The organism is Spirosoma liriopis (assembly GCF_023196085.1).
Taxonomy (GTDB): Bacteria; Bacteroidota; Bacteroidia; order Cytophagales; family Spirosomataceae; genus Spirosoma; species Spirosoma oryzicola.
The window spans coordinates 1,674,720-1,691,921 of the sequence record NZ_JALPRF010000002.1 but is presented as its reverse complement, the minus strand read 5'-3'; the positions used below and the strand labels follow the sequence as shown (position 1 = coordinate 1,691,921).

The 17,202-nt window shown below is 52.2% G+C and carries 15 protein-coding genes; 7 read left to right on the top strand and 8 right to left on the bottom strand.

Going from position 1 to position 17,202, the window contains the following annotated elements:
• Positions 1–5 precede the first annotated feature (5 nt).
• From M0L20_RS15995 to M0L20_RS15985, 3 genes are all read right to left on the bottom strand, one after another.
• Entirely contained in the window at positions 6–3,779 is a 3,774-nt protein-coding gene (locus M0L20_RS15995; RefSeq protein ID WP_248477927.1) for a PVC-type heme-binding CxxCH protein, read from the bottom strand.
• Positions 3,780–3,864: 85 nt separating this feature from the next.
• On the bottom strand, positions 3,865–4,980 hold the full coding sequence (locus tag M0L20_RS15990; protein ID WP_232561916.1) for a Gfo/Idh/MocA family protein: 1,116 nt from the start codon (positions 4,978–4,980) through the stop codon (positions 3,865–3,867).
• 46 nt (positions 4,981–5,026) lie between these two features.
• Complete coding sequence (locus M0L20_RS15985) at positions 5,027–5,905, bottom strand: sugar phosphate isomerase/epimerase family protein (protein WP_232561915.1); 879 nt, start codon at positions 5,903–5,905, stop codon at positions 5,027–5,029.
• A gap of 135 nt (positions 5,906–6,040) precedes the next feature.
• On the opposite strand from M0L20_RS15985, the gene M0L20_RS15980 reads away from it, so the two are divergent.
• Positions 6,041–6,913 carry an AraC family transcriptional regulator gene (locus tag M0L20_RS15980; protein WP_232561914.1) on the top strand — a complete coding sequence of 291 codons (873 nt, stop codon included), beginning with the start codon at positions 6,041–6,043 and terminating at the stop codon, positions 6,911–6,913.
• Positions 6,914–6,962: 49 nt separating this feature from the next.
• On the opposite strand, the gene M0L20_RS15975 is transcribed toward M0L20_RS15980, so the two are convergent.
• Positions 6,963–7,691 carry an SDR family oxidoreductase gene (locus M0L20_RS15975; protein WP_248477926.1) on the bottom strand — a complete coding sequence of 243 codons (729 nt, stop codon included), beginning with the start codon at positions 7,689–7,691 and terminating at the stop codon, positions 6,963–6,965.
• Between the two features lie 145 nt (positions 7,692–7,836).
• Here M0L20_RS15975 and M0L20_RS15970 point away from each other — a divergent pair, with 145 nt between their 5' ends.
• Complete coding sequence (locus M0L20_RS15970) at positions 7,837–8,205, top strand: DUF8478 family putative metalloprotein (protein ID WP_232561912.1); 369 nt, start codon at positions 7,837–7,839, stop codon at positions 8,203–8,205.
• Between the two features lie 85 nt (positions 8,206–8,290).
• The gene (locus M0L20_RS15965) at positions 8,291–10,768 is read left to right on the top strand and encodes a TonB-dependent receptor (protein WP_248477925.1); all 2,478 of its coding nucleotides are present in this window, start codon (positions 8,291–8,293) and stop codon (positions 10,766–10,768) included.
• Positions 10,769–10,853: 85 nt separating this feature from the next.
• On the opposite strand, the gene M0L20_RS30330 is transcribed toward M0L20_RS15965, so the two are convergent.
• The 3 genes from M0L20_RS30330 to M0L20_RS15950 form a co-directional block, all read right to left on the bottom strand.
• The gene (locus tag M0L20_RS30330; RefSeq protein ID WP_354004200.1) at positions 10,854–11,753 is read right to left on the bottom strand and encodes an NAD(P)-dependent oxidoreductase; all 900 of its coding nucleotides are present in this window, start codon (positions 11,751–11,753) and stop codon (positions 10,854–10,856) included.
• Between the two features lie 80 nt (positions 11,754–11,833).
• Positions 11,834–12,355 (bottom strand): YdeI/OmpD-associated family protein, encoded by a 522-nt coding sequence (locus tag M0L20_RS15955; RefSeq protein ID WP_248477922.1) that lies wholly within the window; start codon positions 12,353–12,355, stop codon positions 11,834–11,836.
• Between the two features lie 14 nt (positions 12,356–12,369).
• Positions 12,370–13,392, bottom strand: coding sequence for a helix-turn-helix transcriptional regulator (locus tag M0L20_RS15950; RefSeq protein WP_248477921.1), 1,023 nt, complete (start codon positions 13,390–13,392; stop codon positions 12,370–12,372).
• Between the two features lie 138 nt (positions 13,393–13,530).
• On the opposite strand from M0L20_RS15950, the gene M0L20_RS15945 reads away from it, so the two are divergent.
• The 4 genes from M0L20_RS15945 to M0L20_RS15930 all read left to right on the top strand — a co-directional run bounded on the left by M0L20_RS15945 (position 13,531) and on the right by M0L20_RS15930 (position 16,316).
• Positions 13,531–14,007 (top strand): pPIWI_RE_Z domain-containing protein, encoded by a 477-nt coding sequence (locus M0L20_RS15945; protein WP_248477920.1) that lies wholly within the window; start codon positions 13,531–13,533, stop codon positions 14,005–14,007.
• 87 nt (positions 14,008–14,094) lie between these two features.
• Positions 14,095–15,438 carry an ADP-ribose polymerase gene (locus M0L20_RS15940; RefSeq protein WP_248477919.1) on the top strand — a complete coding sequence of 448 codons (1,344 nt, stop codon included), beginning with the start codon at positions 14,095–14,097 and terminating at the stop codon, positions 15,436–15,438.
• Position 15,439: 1 nt separating this feature from the next.
• On the top strand, positions 15,440–15,688 hold the full coding sequence (locus M0L20_RS15935) for a hypothetical protein (RefSeq protein ID WP_232561905.1): 249 nt from the start codon (positions 15,440–15,442) through the stop codon (positions 15,686–15,688).
• A gap of 163 nt (positions 15,689–15,851) precedes the next feature.
• On the top strand, positions 15,852–16,316 hold the full coding sequence (locus tag M0L20_RS15930) for a pPIWI_RE_Z domain-containing protein (RefSeq protein WP_248477918.1): 465 nt from the start codon (positions 15,852–15,854) through the stop codon (positions 16,314–16,316).
• An 8-nt stretch (positions 16,317–16,324) separates the two neighbouring features.
• Here the strand turns inward: M0L20_RS15930 and M0L20_RS15925 are convergent, their stop codons facing one another.
• A complete protein-coding gene (locus tag M0L20_RS15925; RefSeq protein WP_248478096.1) occupies positions 16,325–17,131 on the bottom strand; it encodes a ThuA domain-containing protein in 807 nt (268 codons plus the stop codon).
• Positions 17,132–17,202 lie beyond the last annotated feature (71 nt).

Genomic DNA, 17,202 nt, shown 5'->3' with positions numbered 1-17,202 from the left:
CCTGTTTACTTAGCCGTAGCGACTGCTCCAGCCTTGGTAACTTTCATGACACCATTCATGATGCGCCAGTGACCAGGGAATGTGCAAACGAATGGATAATCGCCGGGCGTGGCCGGAGCCGTAAACTTAAGTCGGTACGTCTGATCGGGGTTAACCAACGGCGTAGCCACAATTACCTGAGAAATGCTTGGCACGTAATTCTTTTCGGCGCCGTCTTTCGCAGTAATCATCTTGTCGGCTGCCGCACCGATCACGTCCATACTTTTGGGTTTACCAATCACCAGATTGTGCTGCATAGCGTCCGGATTTTCCAGAACGATTTCAACCTGTTTGCCAGCCGTTACGGTAAACTCTTTTTTGTCAAAGCGCATTTCTTCGCGAATGGTTTTCATCCGAACAACCTCAACATTGGGGTCGGTAGGTTCGCTCTTGACAATGCCCCAAGCTTCGTAGAGCCGCCCCAGACGTTCCCGGTTTTCGGAAGAAACGGAGTTCGTCAGACTGGCCAGGAATTGCTTGTCTGCCTCGTTCACCTGCGCTTTCGTGCGGATATTCCACCCTTCCGCGACGCCTTTAACAATCGCTTCACCCTGTGTTGTCTCTAACTTCTGCGTCTGCCGAAGCAAGGCAACCACCGAATCCACCGGAGCAACGGACGCGTAGCTACGCGATGCACGTTCGAGTACGTAAGCGCTCATGCTTTGCGGAGCCCGATAGACAAGCGTGTGCGTAGCGTTGTTGTTCTGTTCATTGCCTTCGGCGATTTTGTTTTCGCGGTCAAGCATGGCCGTAATCATGTACTGGCCCGCCCGCTCAAACGTTACGCCCATATCACCGACCCAAGGACCGTTGTTGGCTTTGCTGATCGTCACGGTTTCACCGGGTTTGATCCCCGTGTTGTGCGTCACGCTCACAAAATCAATTTTAGCAGCATCCGCAACGCCCTTCGGTCCTTCCACGCGAATGGACAAGGGGATCGGGGTTCCAGCCGGAATTTCAGCCCCACCCGCATTGGTCACATCCACAAAAAGCTTTGTTCCTTCCCGAACCGAAGGCGACTCCGGCGTCGTACGAATCGCGGCAATGACCAGATCGGGTTGGTTACCTGATGTTGTCACAGTGGCTTTTGGCGTTGGCGCGTTAGGCCCGTGTCCGTGTTCGGCATGGCTATTCATGTCGTGAGCAGGTGCTGCCTTCGGTTGCGCAGGAGCATTCATACTTACCTGCTTCAGATAGGTTTTCATCAGCTGCCCATTTTGTCCCGTGAGGGCGCAGGCAAAAGCATCAGGCAACCAGCGGTCATTTACTTCGGTCGCTTTATCCAACCGGCTCAGAATAGCTTGCTGGGCAACGGCGCTTTGCGGCATCTCCGACAAGGCGAGGAGTGTATTCAGGGCAACAACTGGCTCTTTGTCATTCAACAAATTGTTCTGAAGCAGCGCATTGGTTGCCATCTGATTACGCGGCAATACCTGAACGGCTGTTTTACGTACACCCGAGCAAGGGTGCTGCAACGCCGAAGTCGCAGCCGCCATCGCTTTTTCGTCTGAACCGTTTAGCGCGCCCAACCCGTGCAGTGTCCACAAGGCATGAACAGCCGCCGGATTGATACCAATCTCATCGACAGATTGATCATTCACCAACGCGATTAGCTGTGGGACCACGTCTTTGTTGTTCCGTTCGATGAGCAGGCGTTGAGCCGCTGTCCGCCAGAACATGTTCGTATTTTTCAAGGCGGCTACGAGTTCGTCCGGGCGGTCTTTACTCAAGGTCATCGGCGTGTAAGCAGGCGCATTCTTGTATCCTACCCGATAAATACGACCGTGCGTAAAATCGCGCAGTGGTGTCTCATACGCATTACCCGAACCATTGCTAGCGCCGGCTGGCGTTGGATTGTGCTGGATGATATAACTGTACCAATCAACAACCCAAACGGCTCCGTCTGGACCAACTTCCGCAAAGACGGGTGCAAACCATTCGTCTGCGCCGGCCATGAGATTGAAGCCTTCTACATCTTCGTAATCGGTTCCATTCTTTTGCATCACGTTCTGGTGCAGGATGTGGCCCGTTGGCTCCGATACGAAAGCGACCTTATTCCAGTATTTTTTCGGGAAAGCGCGGGCAGTATACAAGTTATGACCCGCTGCCGCTGTGAAACCACCGAATACGTCTACTTGACGTACCTTTTCGGTGATCGGTTTCATGTCTTTGTGGGTATCCGTACTGCGGCTACCGTTTTCCCGAATATGCGGAGCACCGTGGAAGTACCGGTTTGGTATCGCCATGTACCAACCGTGCGCGTTATTGGCTGTGCTGCCGAAAACGTCGCCCGTTTCGTTGAAACCTAATCCCCATGTGTTGTTGGACGTAGCCGTCACGTATTCAAGCTGCGAACCGTCGGGTTTGAACCGGAAAAAGCCCTGGCTAAACTTTACGCTATCCGCTCCAACCTTTCCTTTGAAACCTGAGTAACCGACGCTTCCCCATATCCAGTTGTCGAAACCGTAGTGCAGGTTGCTTGGTCCGGCGTGGGTATCGAACGTACCGAAGCCTGTAAACACGACTTGTTTTACGTCGGCCTTGTCATCCCCGTTGGTATCTTTCAGGAAAAGCATGTGCGGTGCCTGCGACACGTACAATCCACCATTCCCGAACGTCATTCCGGTTGGAATGCTTAGTCCCTCGGCAAAGTTGGTGAACTTGTCTGCTTTACCATCCTTGTCGGTATCTTCGCAGATAACAATGTAATCAGAACCACCACTTTCTTTGCGCTCGTTCGGATAATCCTTGGTAATCAAAGCATAAAGCCGCCCTTTTTCATCCCACGTCATGGCAATGGGGTGCATGACATTCGGCTCATGGGCAAACAGATCGAGCGTAAAATCGACCGGAACCTGAATGTGCTTCATGGATTCTTCCGGCGAAAGCGGCTCCTGCTCCATCTGAGCACCCGGACGCTTCTCGTAGTTCGGCAAGTTCGCTGCGCGATAGGTAAATGTCTGTGGCTTCAGATCATCGTGTAACTTTTTTACGTCGTCACCAACGGCCCACAGAATTCCCCGTTCGAGCAGTTGCTGAAATCCGGGCTGGCTCCAGGTCCGCTCATCGTGACCGTAGGCGGTGTAAAAAACGCGCCCTTTGCCGTATTGACGCGTCCAGGTGTACGGTTCTTCCTTCACACCCGGTTTGTCTTTTTCCTGGTCGGCTTTGATTTCCCGAACGGCCAGCACGTTGTTGTCCGCCTGAAGATGCGAATGCAGGTAGGTTTCGTCGTACGCCTTAAAAGAAGGCAAACCAGCTACAATAGGATTGTTTGGCTGCGTAAAGCGGGTTTGAATGGTATCCATCCGGTGCCGCCAGAACTGCCCGCCAACAACTTTATCGACATATTCGGCGGAGTTGCGAAAACAGTACGATGCGCAGTGCACCGGAATCAAGCCTTTCCCCGACGAAACATAATCCAGCAGGGCTTTTTCCTGCGGTTTAGGAATGCTATCCCAGTTAGCAAAAATCAGCAGACCATCATACTTGTTCAGATTATCCGGATTGATGTCTTCCAGTTTATCCGTGTACGTGATGTTGATTCCTTTGCTACCCAGAGCAGCCATCAGTTGAGGCACGCGCTCGATGGGCTTATGGTGGCCATTGTCACCCAGGAACAAAATCTCGGTTCGACGCGCTTTCGTGGCGGTCTGGCGGGTTGAGGATTGATTAGCTGTCTGGCGGGCGCATTGGGTCATTAGCCCAGCTGCCAGTACAAAAAGAAGTGCCTTTTTCATGTTTAAAGACGAAAAACAGCGGTTATTTATCGGAAACAGAACACGGTTTATGCTCTATCTCATCGCAACAACCGCTGCGTTTAGATTAGATGCTTCCAAAATCCGGCAGCTTAATTAGCTGCCCACCTTGAAGAGCCGACTCGTGCGCCAAAATTCCCACACTCGTCCAGTTGGCCGATTGGGCAGCATTGGGGAATGGTTCGCGGTCCTCAACAATGGCCGACACAAACTCATGAACCATGTGCGGGTGCGATCCGCCGTGGCCGCCCCCCTGCGTAAAGGACAGGTGTTGCTGTTCGTCGGCGTCGTAAACGCCTTTCGTGGTAAATCGTTGAATTTCTTCCGGCAGGTAATGCGCGTAATCAGGTACGGTTACTTTCTCTGGAATCTCCGGTTCGGGTTTCTTCGCCGTGTGAATGACCGGCTGCTCATCTTCGATCAGTTGCCATTCGAACGATTTTTTATCACCGTATACTTCGAAACTCTCGCGGTACTGCCGTGCCACATCGAACAGCGACCGATAGACGTACGCCGACAAATCGCTATCCTTGAATTTGATGTGTGCCGACTCAACGGCAAACGGTGAGTTGTGAATTTTTGCCAAATCTTCCCGAATCGTACCAGAACCAAAGCACGACACGTAATCCGCTTCGAGTTTCAGCAGACCCGCTACCGGACCGACGCAGTGCGTAGCGTAGTGCATGGGTGGCAAACCAGGCCAGTAATCCGGCCAGCCGTCCATATCCTGCTGATGGCTGGCTTTCAAAAACTGCACTTTACCCAACTCGCCGGTTTCGTGCAATTCCTTAACGAACAGAAACTCACGGCTGTATACCACGGTCTCCATCATCATGTATTTTTTGCCGCTCTCCTTGCAGGCCTGTACAATGGCTTTGCAATCCTCAACCGTCGTAGCCATCGGTACCGTACAGGCAACGTGCTTACCTGCGCGCAGGGCTTTCAGGGTCTGTTCAGCGTGATTCGGAATCGGTGAGTTAATGTGTACAGCGTCAACATTGGGGTCGGCCAGCAGTTCATCGTAATTACTGTACCGTTTTTCAATGCCGTACGCATCGCCGATCTCGTTTAGCTTTTGCACGTTACGCTGGCAGATAGCGTACATGTTCGCATTTGGATGGCGTTGATAGATGGGAATAAATTCGGCCCCGAATCCAAGGCCCACAATGGCAACGTTAATCATTCGTCAAAAAAGTTAAGAAGTTAATGAGTGAACAAGAGCGAATACGTTAGGATACGATCGCTTCGCTGGTTGACTCGGGTACGCGCTTGGTATATTCTTTGATAAAAGCCAGTCCGTCAACCGCCAACTGCTCGGGCGATTCAAACATGGGTCTGAAAATGTGGGTGGCGGCTGCCAACTCGGGCGGATTTGGTCCAAACGCTTCGATGGCGATAGGACCATTGTATTCGATCTCGTGTAACACGTTGAAAACCTGATCGAAATTGATATGCCCCTGCCCCGGCGTCGAGCGGTCGTTCTCCGAAATCTGCACGTGTACCAAATAAGGAGCTACTTTCCGGAGTGCGTCAGCGATACTTTTTTCCTCCATATTCGCGTGGAATGTGTCAAACGCGGCCTGGCAGTTGGGGTGATTAACCGCTTCTACGTAACGAACGAGTTCATCGGCGCAGGTAAGCAAATACGTTTCAAAACGGTTCAGGTATTCCATCGCCAGTATGACCCCTTTGGTTTCGGCATACGCAGCTACCTCCCGCATACCTTCCACCGACCAGGCCCATTCGTCGGCTGTCGCCGGTTTGCCGCTAAAGACTTTGAAGCCGGCATAAAACGGTCCCATCAGAATGGTTGCTCCCGCCAGCGCGGCACAGTCGACAACCGTTTTCAGGTGTTCGATACCCGCCCGGCGAATCGATTCGTCGGCATTGATCAGATCGTGTTCTGCCCCGCAGAGCGTACAAGCCTGTACGCCTAGTCCTAGTTCAGCCAACTGCTGACCGATACGCTCCCATTTGTCAAGATCCGTGTTATTGATCGGTATTTCGACAAAATCAAAGCCGCTCGTTTTCAGGAACGAAAGCGTACCAGAGAGGTCTTCGTCCATTGACATCGTCCAGACGAACAGATTCATTCCTAGCTTATTCATATTCAGTCTCTAAAAAATTAAACAAATGTAACGAGTAGCCCGCATCATATTGCGGCTTTTATTAGCGGATACTGACTTTATTTTCACACAAAACCGCAAAAGAATCCTTTATTTACGTTAAAAAGGAGTAATTGAATGAAACAGCCTCTCCGTAAAGATCTCGAACCGGTTGCCACTTCTTTTATCGTAAAAGAATTAGTTGAATCGCACTTTGACCCAAACTGGCACTTTCATCCCCACTACCAGCTTTTTCTGGTAGAAGAAGGCAGCGGGACCCGGTTTATCGGCGACTCCATCAAACCGTTTGGTCCCGGCGATCTGGTTTTTCTTGGCCCTAATTTGCCGCATCTGTGGCGCAGCGATCAGGATTATTTTCAAAAACAATCCGGGTTAGCCACCCGTGGAATCGTGGTTTACTTTGCCGAAGATTTCCTTGGTACGGATTTTTTCAAAAACCAGGAAATGTCGTTGTTGCGGCAATTGCTGAACCAGGCTCGTCAGGGGCTGGAATGGACAGGACCAACCCGCGCCCGCGCCGAAGCAGCACTCCAGAGCATGACCAGACAGTCCGTTGGTTTTGAACGGGTCATTAGTCTGTTGATTCTGCTGAACGACCTTTCTCATGCCATGGACTACCAGCGCATTACCAGCCCCGGCTACACCAATACCGTTAAACCAACGGAAACCGACCGGATGCAACTTGTCCACGACTACGTACTGGGCCATTTCCCGGACGATCTGAGCCTCGAAACCGTTGCCGATCTGGCGGGCATGACTCCGCCGGCTTTCTGCCGGTATTTTAAAGCGCGGGCTAATAAAACGTTTTCTGAATTCGTCTCCGAGGTGCGCATCGGTCATGCCTGTAAATTGCTCATCGGTGGTAAGTTAAGTGTTACGCAGATCAGCTTCGAAAGTGGTTTCCGAACCCTGTCGAACTTCAACCGGCAATTTAAGGACATCACTGGTCAAACGCCATCGGCATACGTAAAAACGTACCGGCACATATAAGTCGGGCCAACCGCTTAAGCTGTTTCGGCGAACCTCGTACCGTTAGTCATCAATAGTCCTGCGCCAACGGATGGACCATAAACTCATCAATGACAACGTGAGCGGGACGACTGATGATGAACAACATGGATTCGGCCATGTCTTCGCTTTGCAGGTAATGGGTCGATGTCTCATGGCCGTGACCTTTGGCGTGAAAATGCGAATCGACCAGACCCGAGTAGATACCAGTGACTTTGATACCGAACGGTCGTACTTCTTTCCGCAAGGCTCCCATAAAAGCTTCCTGGGCGTACTTGCTGGCCGTATAGAGCGAGCCACCGGCAAACGTACGCTTGGCTACATCGGAGGCTACGACAACGATATGCCCCGATCCTTGTGCTTTCAGGATTGGGAGAGCAGCTTTGGTCAGCAAAAACGTACCTTTCACGTTGGTCGCCATCAGACTGTCCCACTCCTCGACGGAGATTTCATCCACGTTTTTGAAAATTCCGTAACCCGCGTTGTTGATCACTACGTCGATACGACCGAATTGGTCATAAGCCGTTTTGACCACGGCAGCCATAGCTGACTCGTTGCTAACGTCGCCGGGTGCGACAATGATCTTCCCGCGAACCGATCCTTGCGTAGCTTCTACCTGAAGCTCATTTAAGTCATCAGCATTGCGGGCGGTGACAATCACATTAGCGCCATGCTGAGCCAATAGCATCGCCGTTGCCCGGCCAATGCCCCGTGAGGCTCCGGAAATAATAACCGTTTTGTTTTCGACGTTCGTCCCCATGTACTCAATTCGCCTGAATTCTTTGATAATCCGCTGATTTATCCGTTTTACAGCTCGTCCTAAAAGTAAATAGATAAATTGGCATAACTAATGTTTCTTATATTTGGCCGACAATTTGACTATCTATTCTGTAGTGTAAGAACAAATGATCGGTTGGCTCCATACACACCGACTCCAGTTGGCCCGGATTCTGCTAGGGCTCTTTCTGGCTATTTGGGCCAACGGCGTGGTCTTTCGACACGCTCACCGATTATCAGATGGTCGCGTGATTGTTCACGCTCACCCCTATTGGCCTTTTGGTAAAGGGCCCATTTTACCCAACAACCACACGGCTCAGGAAATACTGCTGCTGGATCTGGCGGCCCACCTGCCGGTTGTTGTAAGCGCCTTTTTTGCGTTTCTTTTCTTGTTGCGGAGCTACCAGCATTGCCTTTTCTGGTCAAAAACCTACTCGTTTCGCTCCGCTACTTCCTTTACGTGTTTTGCTCATCGGGGACCACCTGTCGTTCGGTAACTTCTTGTTCTGCGCACACCGGCCTTCTGACCGGTCGTTTTTGCTGCATTCCATTGGAGCCTTCAACCAAACGAAATCTTCCTGAATGAAATCATTTTTCTTCTTAATCAGCCTTGGGCTGATGGGAGGGCTTGCTTATGCACAGCCATCGCCCAATCGAGTTATTTCCGGATCGGTCATTGACGCGGATAACCGCAAAGCCGTTCCTTTTGGTACAATCAGCCTGCTTGGTCAGCGAAAAGGGGCGCTGACCAACGCCAGAGGTCAGTTTACACTGTCTATTCCCGCCGACTCACTCACGCGTCAACTGGTTATTTCCTGCGTTGGCTATCAGTCCGATACCATCCAGATAGAGCCCGCAACGGACAGCTACGCCGTTACGTTATTGCCCGTGACCAACACGCTCAACGAAGTGGTGGTTACGACGGGTGTTACACGCAGTACATTGCTTCGGCAAAACCCGGTGGCAATTCTGGCTATTTCGCACCGCGCCATCGAAAGCACAGCCAACAGCAATATCATTGATGTTCTGGTCAAAAATGCGCCCGGCCTGACTGCCGTTAAAACCGGTCCGAACATTTCAAAACCGTTTATTCGGGGTCTGGGCTATAACCGCGTTTTGACCCTCTACGATGGGGTCCGGCAGGAAGGCCAGCAGTGGGGCGACGAACACGGCGTCGAAGTTGACAATTATAACATCGACCGGGCCGAGGTTATTAAGGGACCCGCCAGCTTGATGTACGGCTCCGATGCGCTGGCGGGCGTAGTCAGCATGATGCCTATCTACCCAAAAAATACGGAAGGCAAACTCAAAGTGAGCGCTACGACCGAATACCAGTCGAACAACCGGTTGCTGGGTGAATCGATTAGTTTAATGTCGGGAAACTCGCGCTGGGCCTGGAATCTGCGGGGATCGATACGGGCCGCGACCAACTACCAGAACAAGATTGACGGTCGCGTCTATAACACCGGCTTTTCCGAACGAACGGCGACGGCTATGCTGGGCTATACGGGTCAACGCGGCTATTCCCGCTTTGGCGCTTCGCTGTACGACAATTTGCAGGGAATTCCCGATGGGAGCCGCGATTCGCTGACCCGCCAGTTTACGAGGCAGGTCGCCGAATCAGACGCGGATGACATCAAGAATCGCCCCATCGTACCCGCCAGTGAACTGACTTCGTACCGGCTTAGCCCCTTGCACCAGCATATTCAGCATTACCGCATTCATACCAATAACCATTATGAAGTCGGCAAGGGCGATCTTGACTTCCTGCTGGCCTTTCAGCAAAACGTACGCCGGGAATATAACCACCCCACCCGTACCGATCAGGCGGGTTTGTACGTACGCCTGAACACGCTGAACTACGGACTGCGCTACAACCTTCCTACGCTGGCCAATATTTCGGCGAGTGTGGGGGTCAACGGTATGTATCAGGCCAACAAAAACAAAGCGGGTACCGATTTCCCAATCCCGGATTATACCCTTTTCGACGTCGGCAGCTTTGTTTTTTTGAAATGGCAGGTCGAGAAACTAACGTTGAGCGGTGGTCTTCGCTACGATCAGCGACAGCTGCGGGGCGACGATTTTTACGTGCGTACCAACCCGAGAACGGGCTTTGACGAAAAAGTTGCGCTTCCGGATACCGCTGGGGCCACGTTGCAGTTTCCTCGCTTAAAGCAGCCCTTCACGGGCGTGTCGATGAGCGCTGGTTTAACCTACGAATTCTCGGATAAGCTGGCGTTGAAAGCCAACATAGCGCGTGGTTATCGGGCACCCAGCATTACCGAAATTGCGTCGAATGGGCTCGATCCGGGTGCGCACATTGTGTACATCGGCAACCGTAACTTTAAGCCAGAATTTAGCTTGCAGGAGGATATCGGCCTGACATTGACGTTACCCGATGTGAATCTGGGCGTCAGCGTTTTCAACAATTACATTCAGAATTACATTTATCTGGCGCAGCTCGTTGACGACCAGGGCGATCCCGTAGTAATTGTGCCCGGCAACCGAACGTACCAGTATCAGCAATCGTCCGCTCAACTGTATGGTTTCGAAACGCAGCTCAGTGTACACCCGACCGGCTGGCGCGGTTTTTCGTTCGATAACAGCGTAGCGCTGGTTTACGGCTATAACCGAGGCAACATCTATTCTGATGCGGGTGTCAATGGGGAGTACCTGCCGTTTATTCCGCCCCTGCGCGTTTCTACCGGTCTGAGCCAGACGCTGCCTCTGAGACGACGGTGGCTATCAGACGTTACGGTGAAGGCCGACGTGGAATACAACGCTCGGCAGGATCGGTATTTGGGGTTGAACAACACCGAAACAGCCACCGCTGGCTTCACGCTCGTTAATGCGGGTGTTGACGGACAGATTCACCTCGGTCAGAACCGGCCTGCGCTACGGGTGTTGCTGCAAGTCAACAACGTATTCGATGTGGCTTATCAGTCGAACCTGAGCCGGTTGAAATACTTCGAGTATTTTTCCGAATCGCCAAATGGTCGACTGGGCATCTACGGTATGGGCCGCAACATCTGCCTTAAAATAACCTTACCGTTCAGTTAAGCGAGTGTCGATTTTCGAGCGGTGGTGTCGGTTTTGAGAACCGCGCGGGCGGCCCCGCCGACACCACCGCTCGATATCAATTGCCTTACCGTTTGCCGACGCCTGCGTTTTCGGATACCTCTCCGGCGAATCCTGCCCAGTCGATGTTATCGATTCCTTTGGCAACAGTAGCCGTTAACTGCTGAAAGACAACCATTCCAAACGGCATGGGAACCATCGACTGCTGAGCCGTGTCGAGCACCAATCGTATATCTTTCCGGATCAGCGCGGGCGACGCGCCAACGGGCTGATACGCTTCCTCGGCAATCATCTTCCCGTAATTTTTATAAACCGGTGATGCGAAGAGCGTGTTGCTGAACAGCTCCCACATCGCTTTCCGGTCGACGCCGTTTTTTTCGCCCAATGTAAATGCTTCGGCCATCGCTTCGATAGCACAACCGATCATAAAGTTACCCGCCAGTTTAACCACATTAGCGGCCCCTACGTCGTCACCGAAATCATATGTCTCCTGCCCGATCAGTTCGAGTAACGGACCAACCCGATCTTTAGCCGACTGGCTGCCCGACGTGCAGATCCATAATTTGGCCGCCTGTGCCGCTTCGGGTTTCCCAAATACCGGGCACGCTACGTACTCGGTATTTTTCTGCCGGTGTTGTTCGGCCAGCTCACGGGCTGTCTCGGGCGAAATAGTGCTACAGGAAACGTGAATACCGCCTTCGGGCAACGCGGTTAAAAAGCCAAAGTCGCCCAGGGTAATATTGCGCAAAGCGGCATCGTCGCTGACCATTGTAAACACAACGTCGGCTTCAGCAACGGCTTCGGCGGGCGTATCGGCCCAGCTGGCTCCGGCCTGTAGCAACGATTCAGCCTTGTCGCGGCTTCGGTTAAAAACGGTCAGCGTGTGATCGCCTTTCAGGAGATTGTGAGCGATAGCCTGTCCCATCTGGCCCAGACCGATAAAAGCAATGTTCATGGTTGTATCAATTAGCTTCTTTTTAGCAAACCGATTTTAGACTATAACCTTCCGGCGAAATGATTTATTTTTCTGTCCTTCGTCCAAACGGCTTACGGTCTATTTTTAAAATACCGGATCATCTCGCTGTATCCCATCCGCATCGACAAGCCGCGCAGGGCCTTTGCGATACGGTTAGCCTTGGTTTCCGCCGTCTTGGCATCGTCAATCCACTTGCTGAAATAGTTCTGGTGACCTTTGGGCAACGTTTCAAAAAACTGGTGGGCCTCGGTATCATCCTGCAAACAAGCCAGAAAATCAGCGGACAGCGCTACGGGGGAATCATCGGCTTCGATGGCGACTCGTACCGTTGCACCTACTTCTTTTCGAATACCCCGGCGCATAGTGGCATTGATAGCCATAATAAACGTTCCTTCAAATCCATCGGACCAGCCCATCGGGATCAGCGCAACTTGCCTAATCGGAAATTCGTCAAGGGTGCCGGTAACCCGAAAGGATGTTTTCTGATCCGGTTTAAGCCCATTCGTCACCTCAACCGGAATCTCGATGTAGATCCAGCCCGTCTTCTCGCCTTTTTTGTCGAACTTATGCAGGATCGCCGTAAATGAAAACATACTGATTTGACCAATTAGTAGCGGGCCAGCGTGGCCATGAGGGATTCTTTTATAGCCTGTGCTAAACTGGCGGGCTGCAACACCGCCACGTGTTCGCCGTAACTCCGCAAGTGCATGAGCAGGTCACGGTTCGGTGCTAAGCGCAACCGAACGACGCATTCGGTATCCGTATCCCGAATAACTTCCTGCGTCTGATGGATTGGCTTCGCCTTCACGTACCGGCCAAACAAAGGCGAAAACGATAGCACGACTTCTTCCACCGGACCGCTGCTGTCGGTGATGCCGTAAATATGTTCGAACAACTCGCTGACGTTTGTCAACACATCGGGGGGAACTGCGCAAGCTTCGTCGGTAATTTCCAGATCGCTCATTCGGTCGAGGGCAAAGGTACGCTCTTTGCCCGTTGGTTCGTCGTAGCCGATTACGTACCAGCTGTCGGCTACTTCGCGCAACAGGATTGGATGTAAGGCTCGCCGTTTGGGCACCTCGGCTAAGCCGTCCGGTTCGGCAACCGCCGTTTCGTGTTTCCGGTAGCGAAACGCAATCTGCCGGTTCTGGTTGATCGCCCGAATCAGTACGGGTACGTAATGGCGATTGCCGCCCAGCACCCGCTCTTCTACGTAAACAACCCTCCGGGTCAACCCTTCCGTTTTTACCTCCCGAATAATGTCCAGGCTCTGTCGTACTTTCTGAAGCGCATTCGCCAGTTCGCCCGCCACCGACGCCCCCTGCGTTGCCGTTAGCACTTCACGCGCGTAGTCGAGCGCTTCCATATCGTCCGGCGAAAGCATAAGGCGAAGCAGTCGAAACTGGGGATCGGTGTAATAATATCCGTTACGCCGTTTGTCGTAAGCAATGGGCGCATCATGGTCTTCCCGCAACCGCTGAATGTCTTTTTCCAGCGACGAGATCGACCGGATACCGCACTTGTCCCGGCAAAGATCGAACAGCTTCTGTTTGGAATATTGACGAGGGTATCGGCTGATGATCTCATCGATGAGTCGATAGCGCTGAAAGGCGGATCGGGTGATAGGCATTGTCGGGAAGTACGCGTTTCTGCGATTGGATGGTCAGGCAAGATGCTGGAAAAAATTTTCACAAAAAAATTTGAACGTAAAAAGATTACGCTCTTCCCGGTAGAACTTTGTTCTGTGAATTTTTAAACAACCCTACTAATGAACACTTTCTTTCGTCCCACTCCCAATCGCGCAGTAAGCCCGTCTGCTCCGCTTTTTTCAGCCCTGAACACCCCGGACCAGTGGACAGCCGCAGCCATTGAGCCCCGCCCATCAAAACGGACCACGTTGTCGGCAGGTCAGTTGCTGGACATCGAGCTAGGCTTGTTTCTGCTTTCCCAACTTGTTCCGGCGGCTTCACCCGATGACTTACCCAACCTGCTCAGTGGCAGTAATTCCTCGTTCCTGGATCGCCCAACCTGGACGCCCAAACAACTAAAGATTTTGAACCGGGGCCGGGCTATACTAAGCCACATTCAACAGCACACGGTATGGTCGTCTTTGCTCGATGCCTACACAACCATCCCCGACCGACTACAGGCTTACGACATCAGCGCCGACCGTAGCCGCTTCTGCGAAAAGACCGTTGGCTTTTTCCGCAACCGGATTTTTACGCTGAAGCAGATGGTAAGCTAAGTCCGTTCCATTTCTCTTCGTTTCCATTCCATTGCTTTTTCGGGCAATGACAGGATCACTATTACCCATCCCAACCACTTTCTGCTCATGCTTGCTAATCTAGTACAACGAGTCAAAGACTACGCTGACCCCTCCCGCGCCTTAAAAAAGATACAACCAGCCACGGCGCCACCCGTACTTATCCAACCCGTTGCGCCAACTCCGCCCGCCCGATCGTTACGAACCCTGAAACTGATCATGGTAACAGCGGAGAATAACAACAAATTTTATGAACTATACGAGCAGGATAACGACACGTTCGAGGTGCATTACGGACGGGTGGGCGGCTCGAAAAGTGTAGCGACGTACCCGATTGCCCAGTGGGCGAAAAAGATGCGGGAGAAACTAGCCAAAGGTTATGTCGATCAGACGCATCTCTACGCCGAAAAAACGACAACTACGGACGCTAGCAGCATTGCCGATCCGGCAGTACGCGGGCTGATGAGTCGGCTCCTGGAGTTTGCCAACCAGTCAATTTACCAGAATTATGTAGTCTCCGCTCAACAGGTAACCCGCAAACAGGTCGAAACGGCTCAGCAACTCCTGGATGAACTAGCTGCGCTGATCGCGCTGAGCGTTGACGTTCCGGCGTACAATCAGAAACAGCTTGATCTGTTCAAAGTCATTCCCCGCAAAATGGGAAAAGTAAGCGAGCATCTTCTGGCGCAGTCTCCCCAAACAGCCGATGACGTACAGAAACTGCACGACCAGTTAGCCAGTGAGCAGGACACGCTCGACGTTATGCGTGGACAAGTCGAACTGGCTCAGTCGAAAACAGACGCCGATCTGCCCTCACCGAGCTTGCTGGAAGCCATGAACCTAACGGTTGAACCCGTCACCGACAAACGGGTGCTAACACTCATCAAGCAGATGATGGGTCCGGATGCGGATAAGTTCGATGCGGCTTTCAGCGTTTGCCAGGCCAGTACGCAAGCCGCCTTTGACGCTCACGTCGGTCAGGCTCGAAAGCCGAAAACGCAGCTTCTCTGGCACGGCAGCCGCAGCGAAAACTGGATGTCGATCCTCAAAACGGGTCTTGTATTACGTCCGGCCAATGCGGTCATTACGGGGAAGATGTTTGGCTATGGTATCTACTTCGCCGATCAGTTCAGCAAATCGCTTAACTACACCTCACTGCACGGTTCTGTTTGGGCCAATGGTCGGCAAAAAGAAGCCTATCTGGGTATTTACGAAGTCCACGTCGGGGAGCAGATGATTGTTAAAGAGCACGAGGTCAAGTACCAGCAACTGGACAGCGACGCCCTTAAACGCATCAACCCAACCTACGATTCAGTGTTTGCCCAACGGGGTGTCAGTCTATTGAAAAACGAATTTATCGTTTACAATCCAGCGCAGTGCACGGTCCGGTACATGGTTAAAATCAAAATCTGATATGAACGCATCCCTCAAGCAACTCACTCCCGCCAGTGTTTGTCTGGCCGCAACAACGCTGATTCTGGCCGAAGGTGCGACAAGTTCATTGATTGTAAAGCAGTTTCTGCGCAACCGGGGGTATCGGGCCTACCAAAGCGAAGTGTCAGACTGGTTATTCACCTTGGCCGTGCGGGAAGGCTGGGCCATTAACGACAACGGCCTATTCCGCGTCTATTACTTTCCTACGCTCAAAGCGGTACCCCAGTAACCGAAAGCCAGACCGCCACGGGATCGATTAACCAATGATCTGGTCAATCCCTCATAACTAGTGCGCTTGACGGGAAGAAAAAAAGTTGCGATTTGATGTACAACGTAAAAACGTTACGTTCTTCTAGTTGCATCTTTGATATGAACAACGAACAACAATACGAATGAACGCCCAATTAACAGCAAACTATCCCACCGTAGCCCGCCCGGCCCTGTCCAGCCTTTTGCGCTGGCAGGAGCCGCTGGCGACTCGCCTACGCTACCGGCACGCCCTTCCGGGTATGGTAGCCAACCGGCTTCTCAACGTCGAACTGGGTTTGTATCTGATGGGGGAATTGTTACCGCTGGCTCCGGCGCTGTCACTGCCCGACTTGTTGAATGGTCAGGGCCCGGCCTACCGCCAGCGCACCATCTGGTCGCCCCGGCAGCACCGGACGCTAAGCCAGGCCCGGGTTTTACTGGCTCCCTACCGTGACCGGACGGTCTGGTTTAAGGCACTGGACCGCTATGCTACCCTCTCGTCTGAATTACGCATCTACTCGGTAAAAGGGGGTGGCGGCTGGAATGCGGGGGTTAGCAGTTATGTAATGCGCGAACGACTAAGCTTATTTCAGGAAGCGTTGTCCTAGAAACGGCTTTATTTCTGGGCGGGCGGCTTTACGCCCGCTAGCCAGAATAAGCCATCAATGACCAGTTGGTTCTGCGTCTCGCTGGCAAACGTGAAAGACAGTTCTTTGTTGGTTTTATTTTCGTAGTCAATGTCGTTATGGCCCATGTTCAGGTACAGCATTTTGTACCTCTTGTTGGTCCACACCACCGGGTAATAACCACTATGCCATATCTCATGCGGCTTGGGTCCGGTTCCTAGCGGGAAACTCGTTGAATCGATGGACACCAGAACGTCAATGTCTGGATTGGCTTTCAGATCGTTTGTCCAACAGTACCATTCGTTGGGTGTCGATCTGAACGTTTGAGGTAAACGCCTGGTGGCCGGATGCTTGCGGTCTTCAACCCGCAAAGTAGCGGATGTGGGCCGCCAGGTGTTGCTTTTATACGAACCCGATCCCAAAAACTGATTATGATACCAATCCCAGTTCTGCGGATAAGCCGACGGAGTCAGCGCGAAACCGGCAAAGTGAAACCCCATCCAAGCCCCACCTTTTTCCATATATTGCTGAAAAGCCCTTCGCTGTGCCGGCTCTTCCGGGCGGGTGTCCAGAAACAGCACAACCTGATAATTGGCCAGAAAATCCGGGTTCAAATTAGCCCAGTTGTCTGTTGAATCGAAGTGAAAACCGTACCGGGCAGCCGCCTGCGGAAACCATCGGTTCGCTTCGTGCACGTAACTGATATGCGCCTGATCGTTTTTGGCCGTATAAAAGGCTATGACCTTAAACGGGGGGACTTTGTTTTGTGCAACAACTTGCGAAACAAAGCACAACAAACAAAAGACAACTAGGACAACGCTCTTTCTGACAACCACAGCTATACCGCTTTTATTAACCTGACTGGTCG

What these genes read in the sequence shown, in the direction of transcription:
- M0L20_RS15985 (WP_232561915.1), bottom strand. Translation starts at nt 5,905, where the DNA reads ATGAATAAGCTAGGAATGAATCTGTTCGTCTGGACGATGTCAATGGAC.
- M0L20_RS15970 (WP_232561912.1), top strand. Translation starts at nt 7,837, where the DNA reads ATGATCGGTTGGCTCCATACACACCGACTCCAGTTGGCCCGGATTCTG.
- M0L20_RS15990 (WP_232561916.1), bottom strand. Translation starts at nt 4,980, where the DNA reads ATGATTAACGTTGCCATTGTGGGCCTTGGATTCGGGGCCGAATTTATT.
- M0L20_RS15975 (WP_248477926.1), bottom strand. Translation starts at nt 7,691, where the DNA reads ATGGGGACGAACGTCGAAAACAAAACGGTTATTATTTCCGGAGCCTCA.
- M0L20_RS15930 (WP_248477918.1), top strand. Translation starts at nt 15,852, where the DNA reads ATGAACGCCCAATTAACAGCAAACTATCCCACCGTAGCCCGCCCGGCC.
- M0L20_RS15955 (WP_248477922.1), bottom strand. Translation starts at nt 12,355, where the DNA reads ATGTTTTCATTTACGGCGATCCTGCATAAGTTCGACAAAAAAGGCGAG.
- M0L20_RS15940 (WP_248477919.1), top strand. Translation starts at nt 14,095, where the DNA reads ATGCTTGCTAATCTAGTACAACGAGTCAAAGACTACGCTGACCCCTCC.
- M0L20_RS15965 (WP_248477925.1), top strand. Translation starts at nt 8,291, where the DNA reads ATGAAATCATTTTTCTTCTTAATCAGCCTTGGGCTGATGGGAGGGCTT.
- M0L20_RS15945 (WP_248477920.1), top strand. Translation starts at nt 13,531, where the DNA reads ATGAACACTTTCTTTCGTCCCACTCCCAATCGCGCAGTAAGCCCGTCT.
- M0L20_RS15995 (WP_248477927.1), bottom strand. Translation starts at nt 3,779, where the DNA reads ATGAAAAAGGCACTTCTTTTTGTACTGGCAGCTGGGCTAATGACCCAA.
- M0L20_RS15950 (WP_248477921.1), bottom strand. Translation starts at nt 13,392, where the DNA reads ATGCCTATCACCCGATCCGCCTTTCAGCGCTATCGACTCATCGATGAG.
- M0L20_RS15980 (WP_232561914.1), top strand. Translation starts at nt 6,041, where the DNA reads ATGAAACAGCCTCTCCGTAAAGATCTCGAACCGGTTGCCACTTCTTTT.
- M0L20_RS15935 (WP_232561905.1), top strand. Translation starts at nt 15,440, where the DNA reads ATGAACGCATCCCTCAAGCAACTCACTCCCGCCAGTGTTTGTCTGGCC.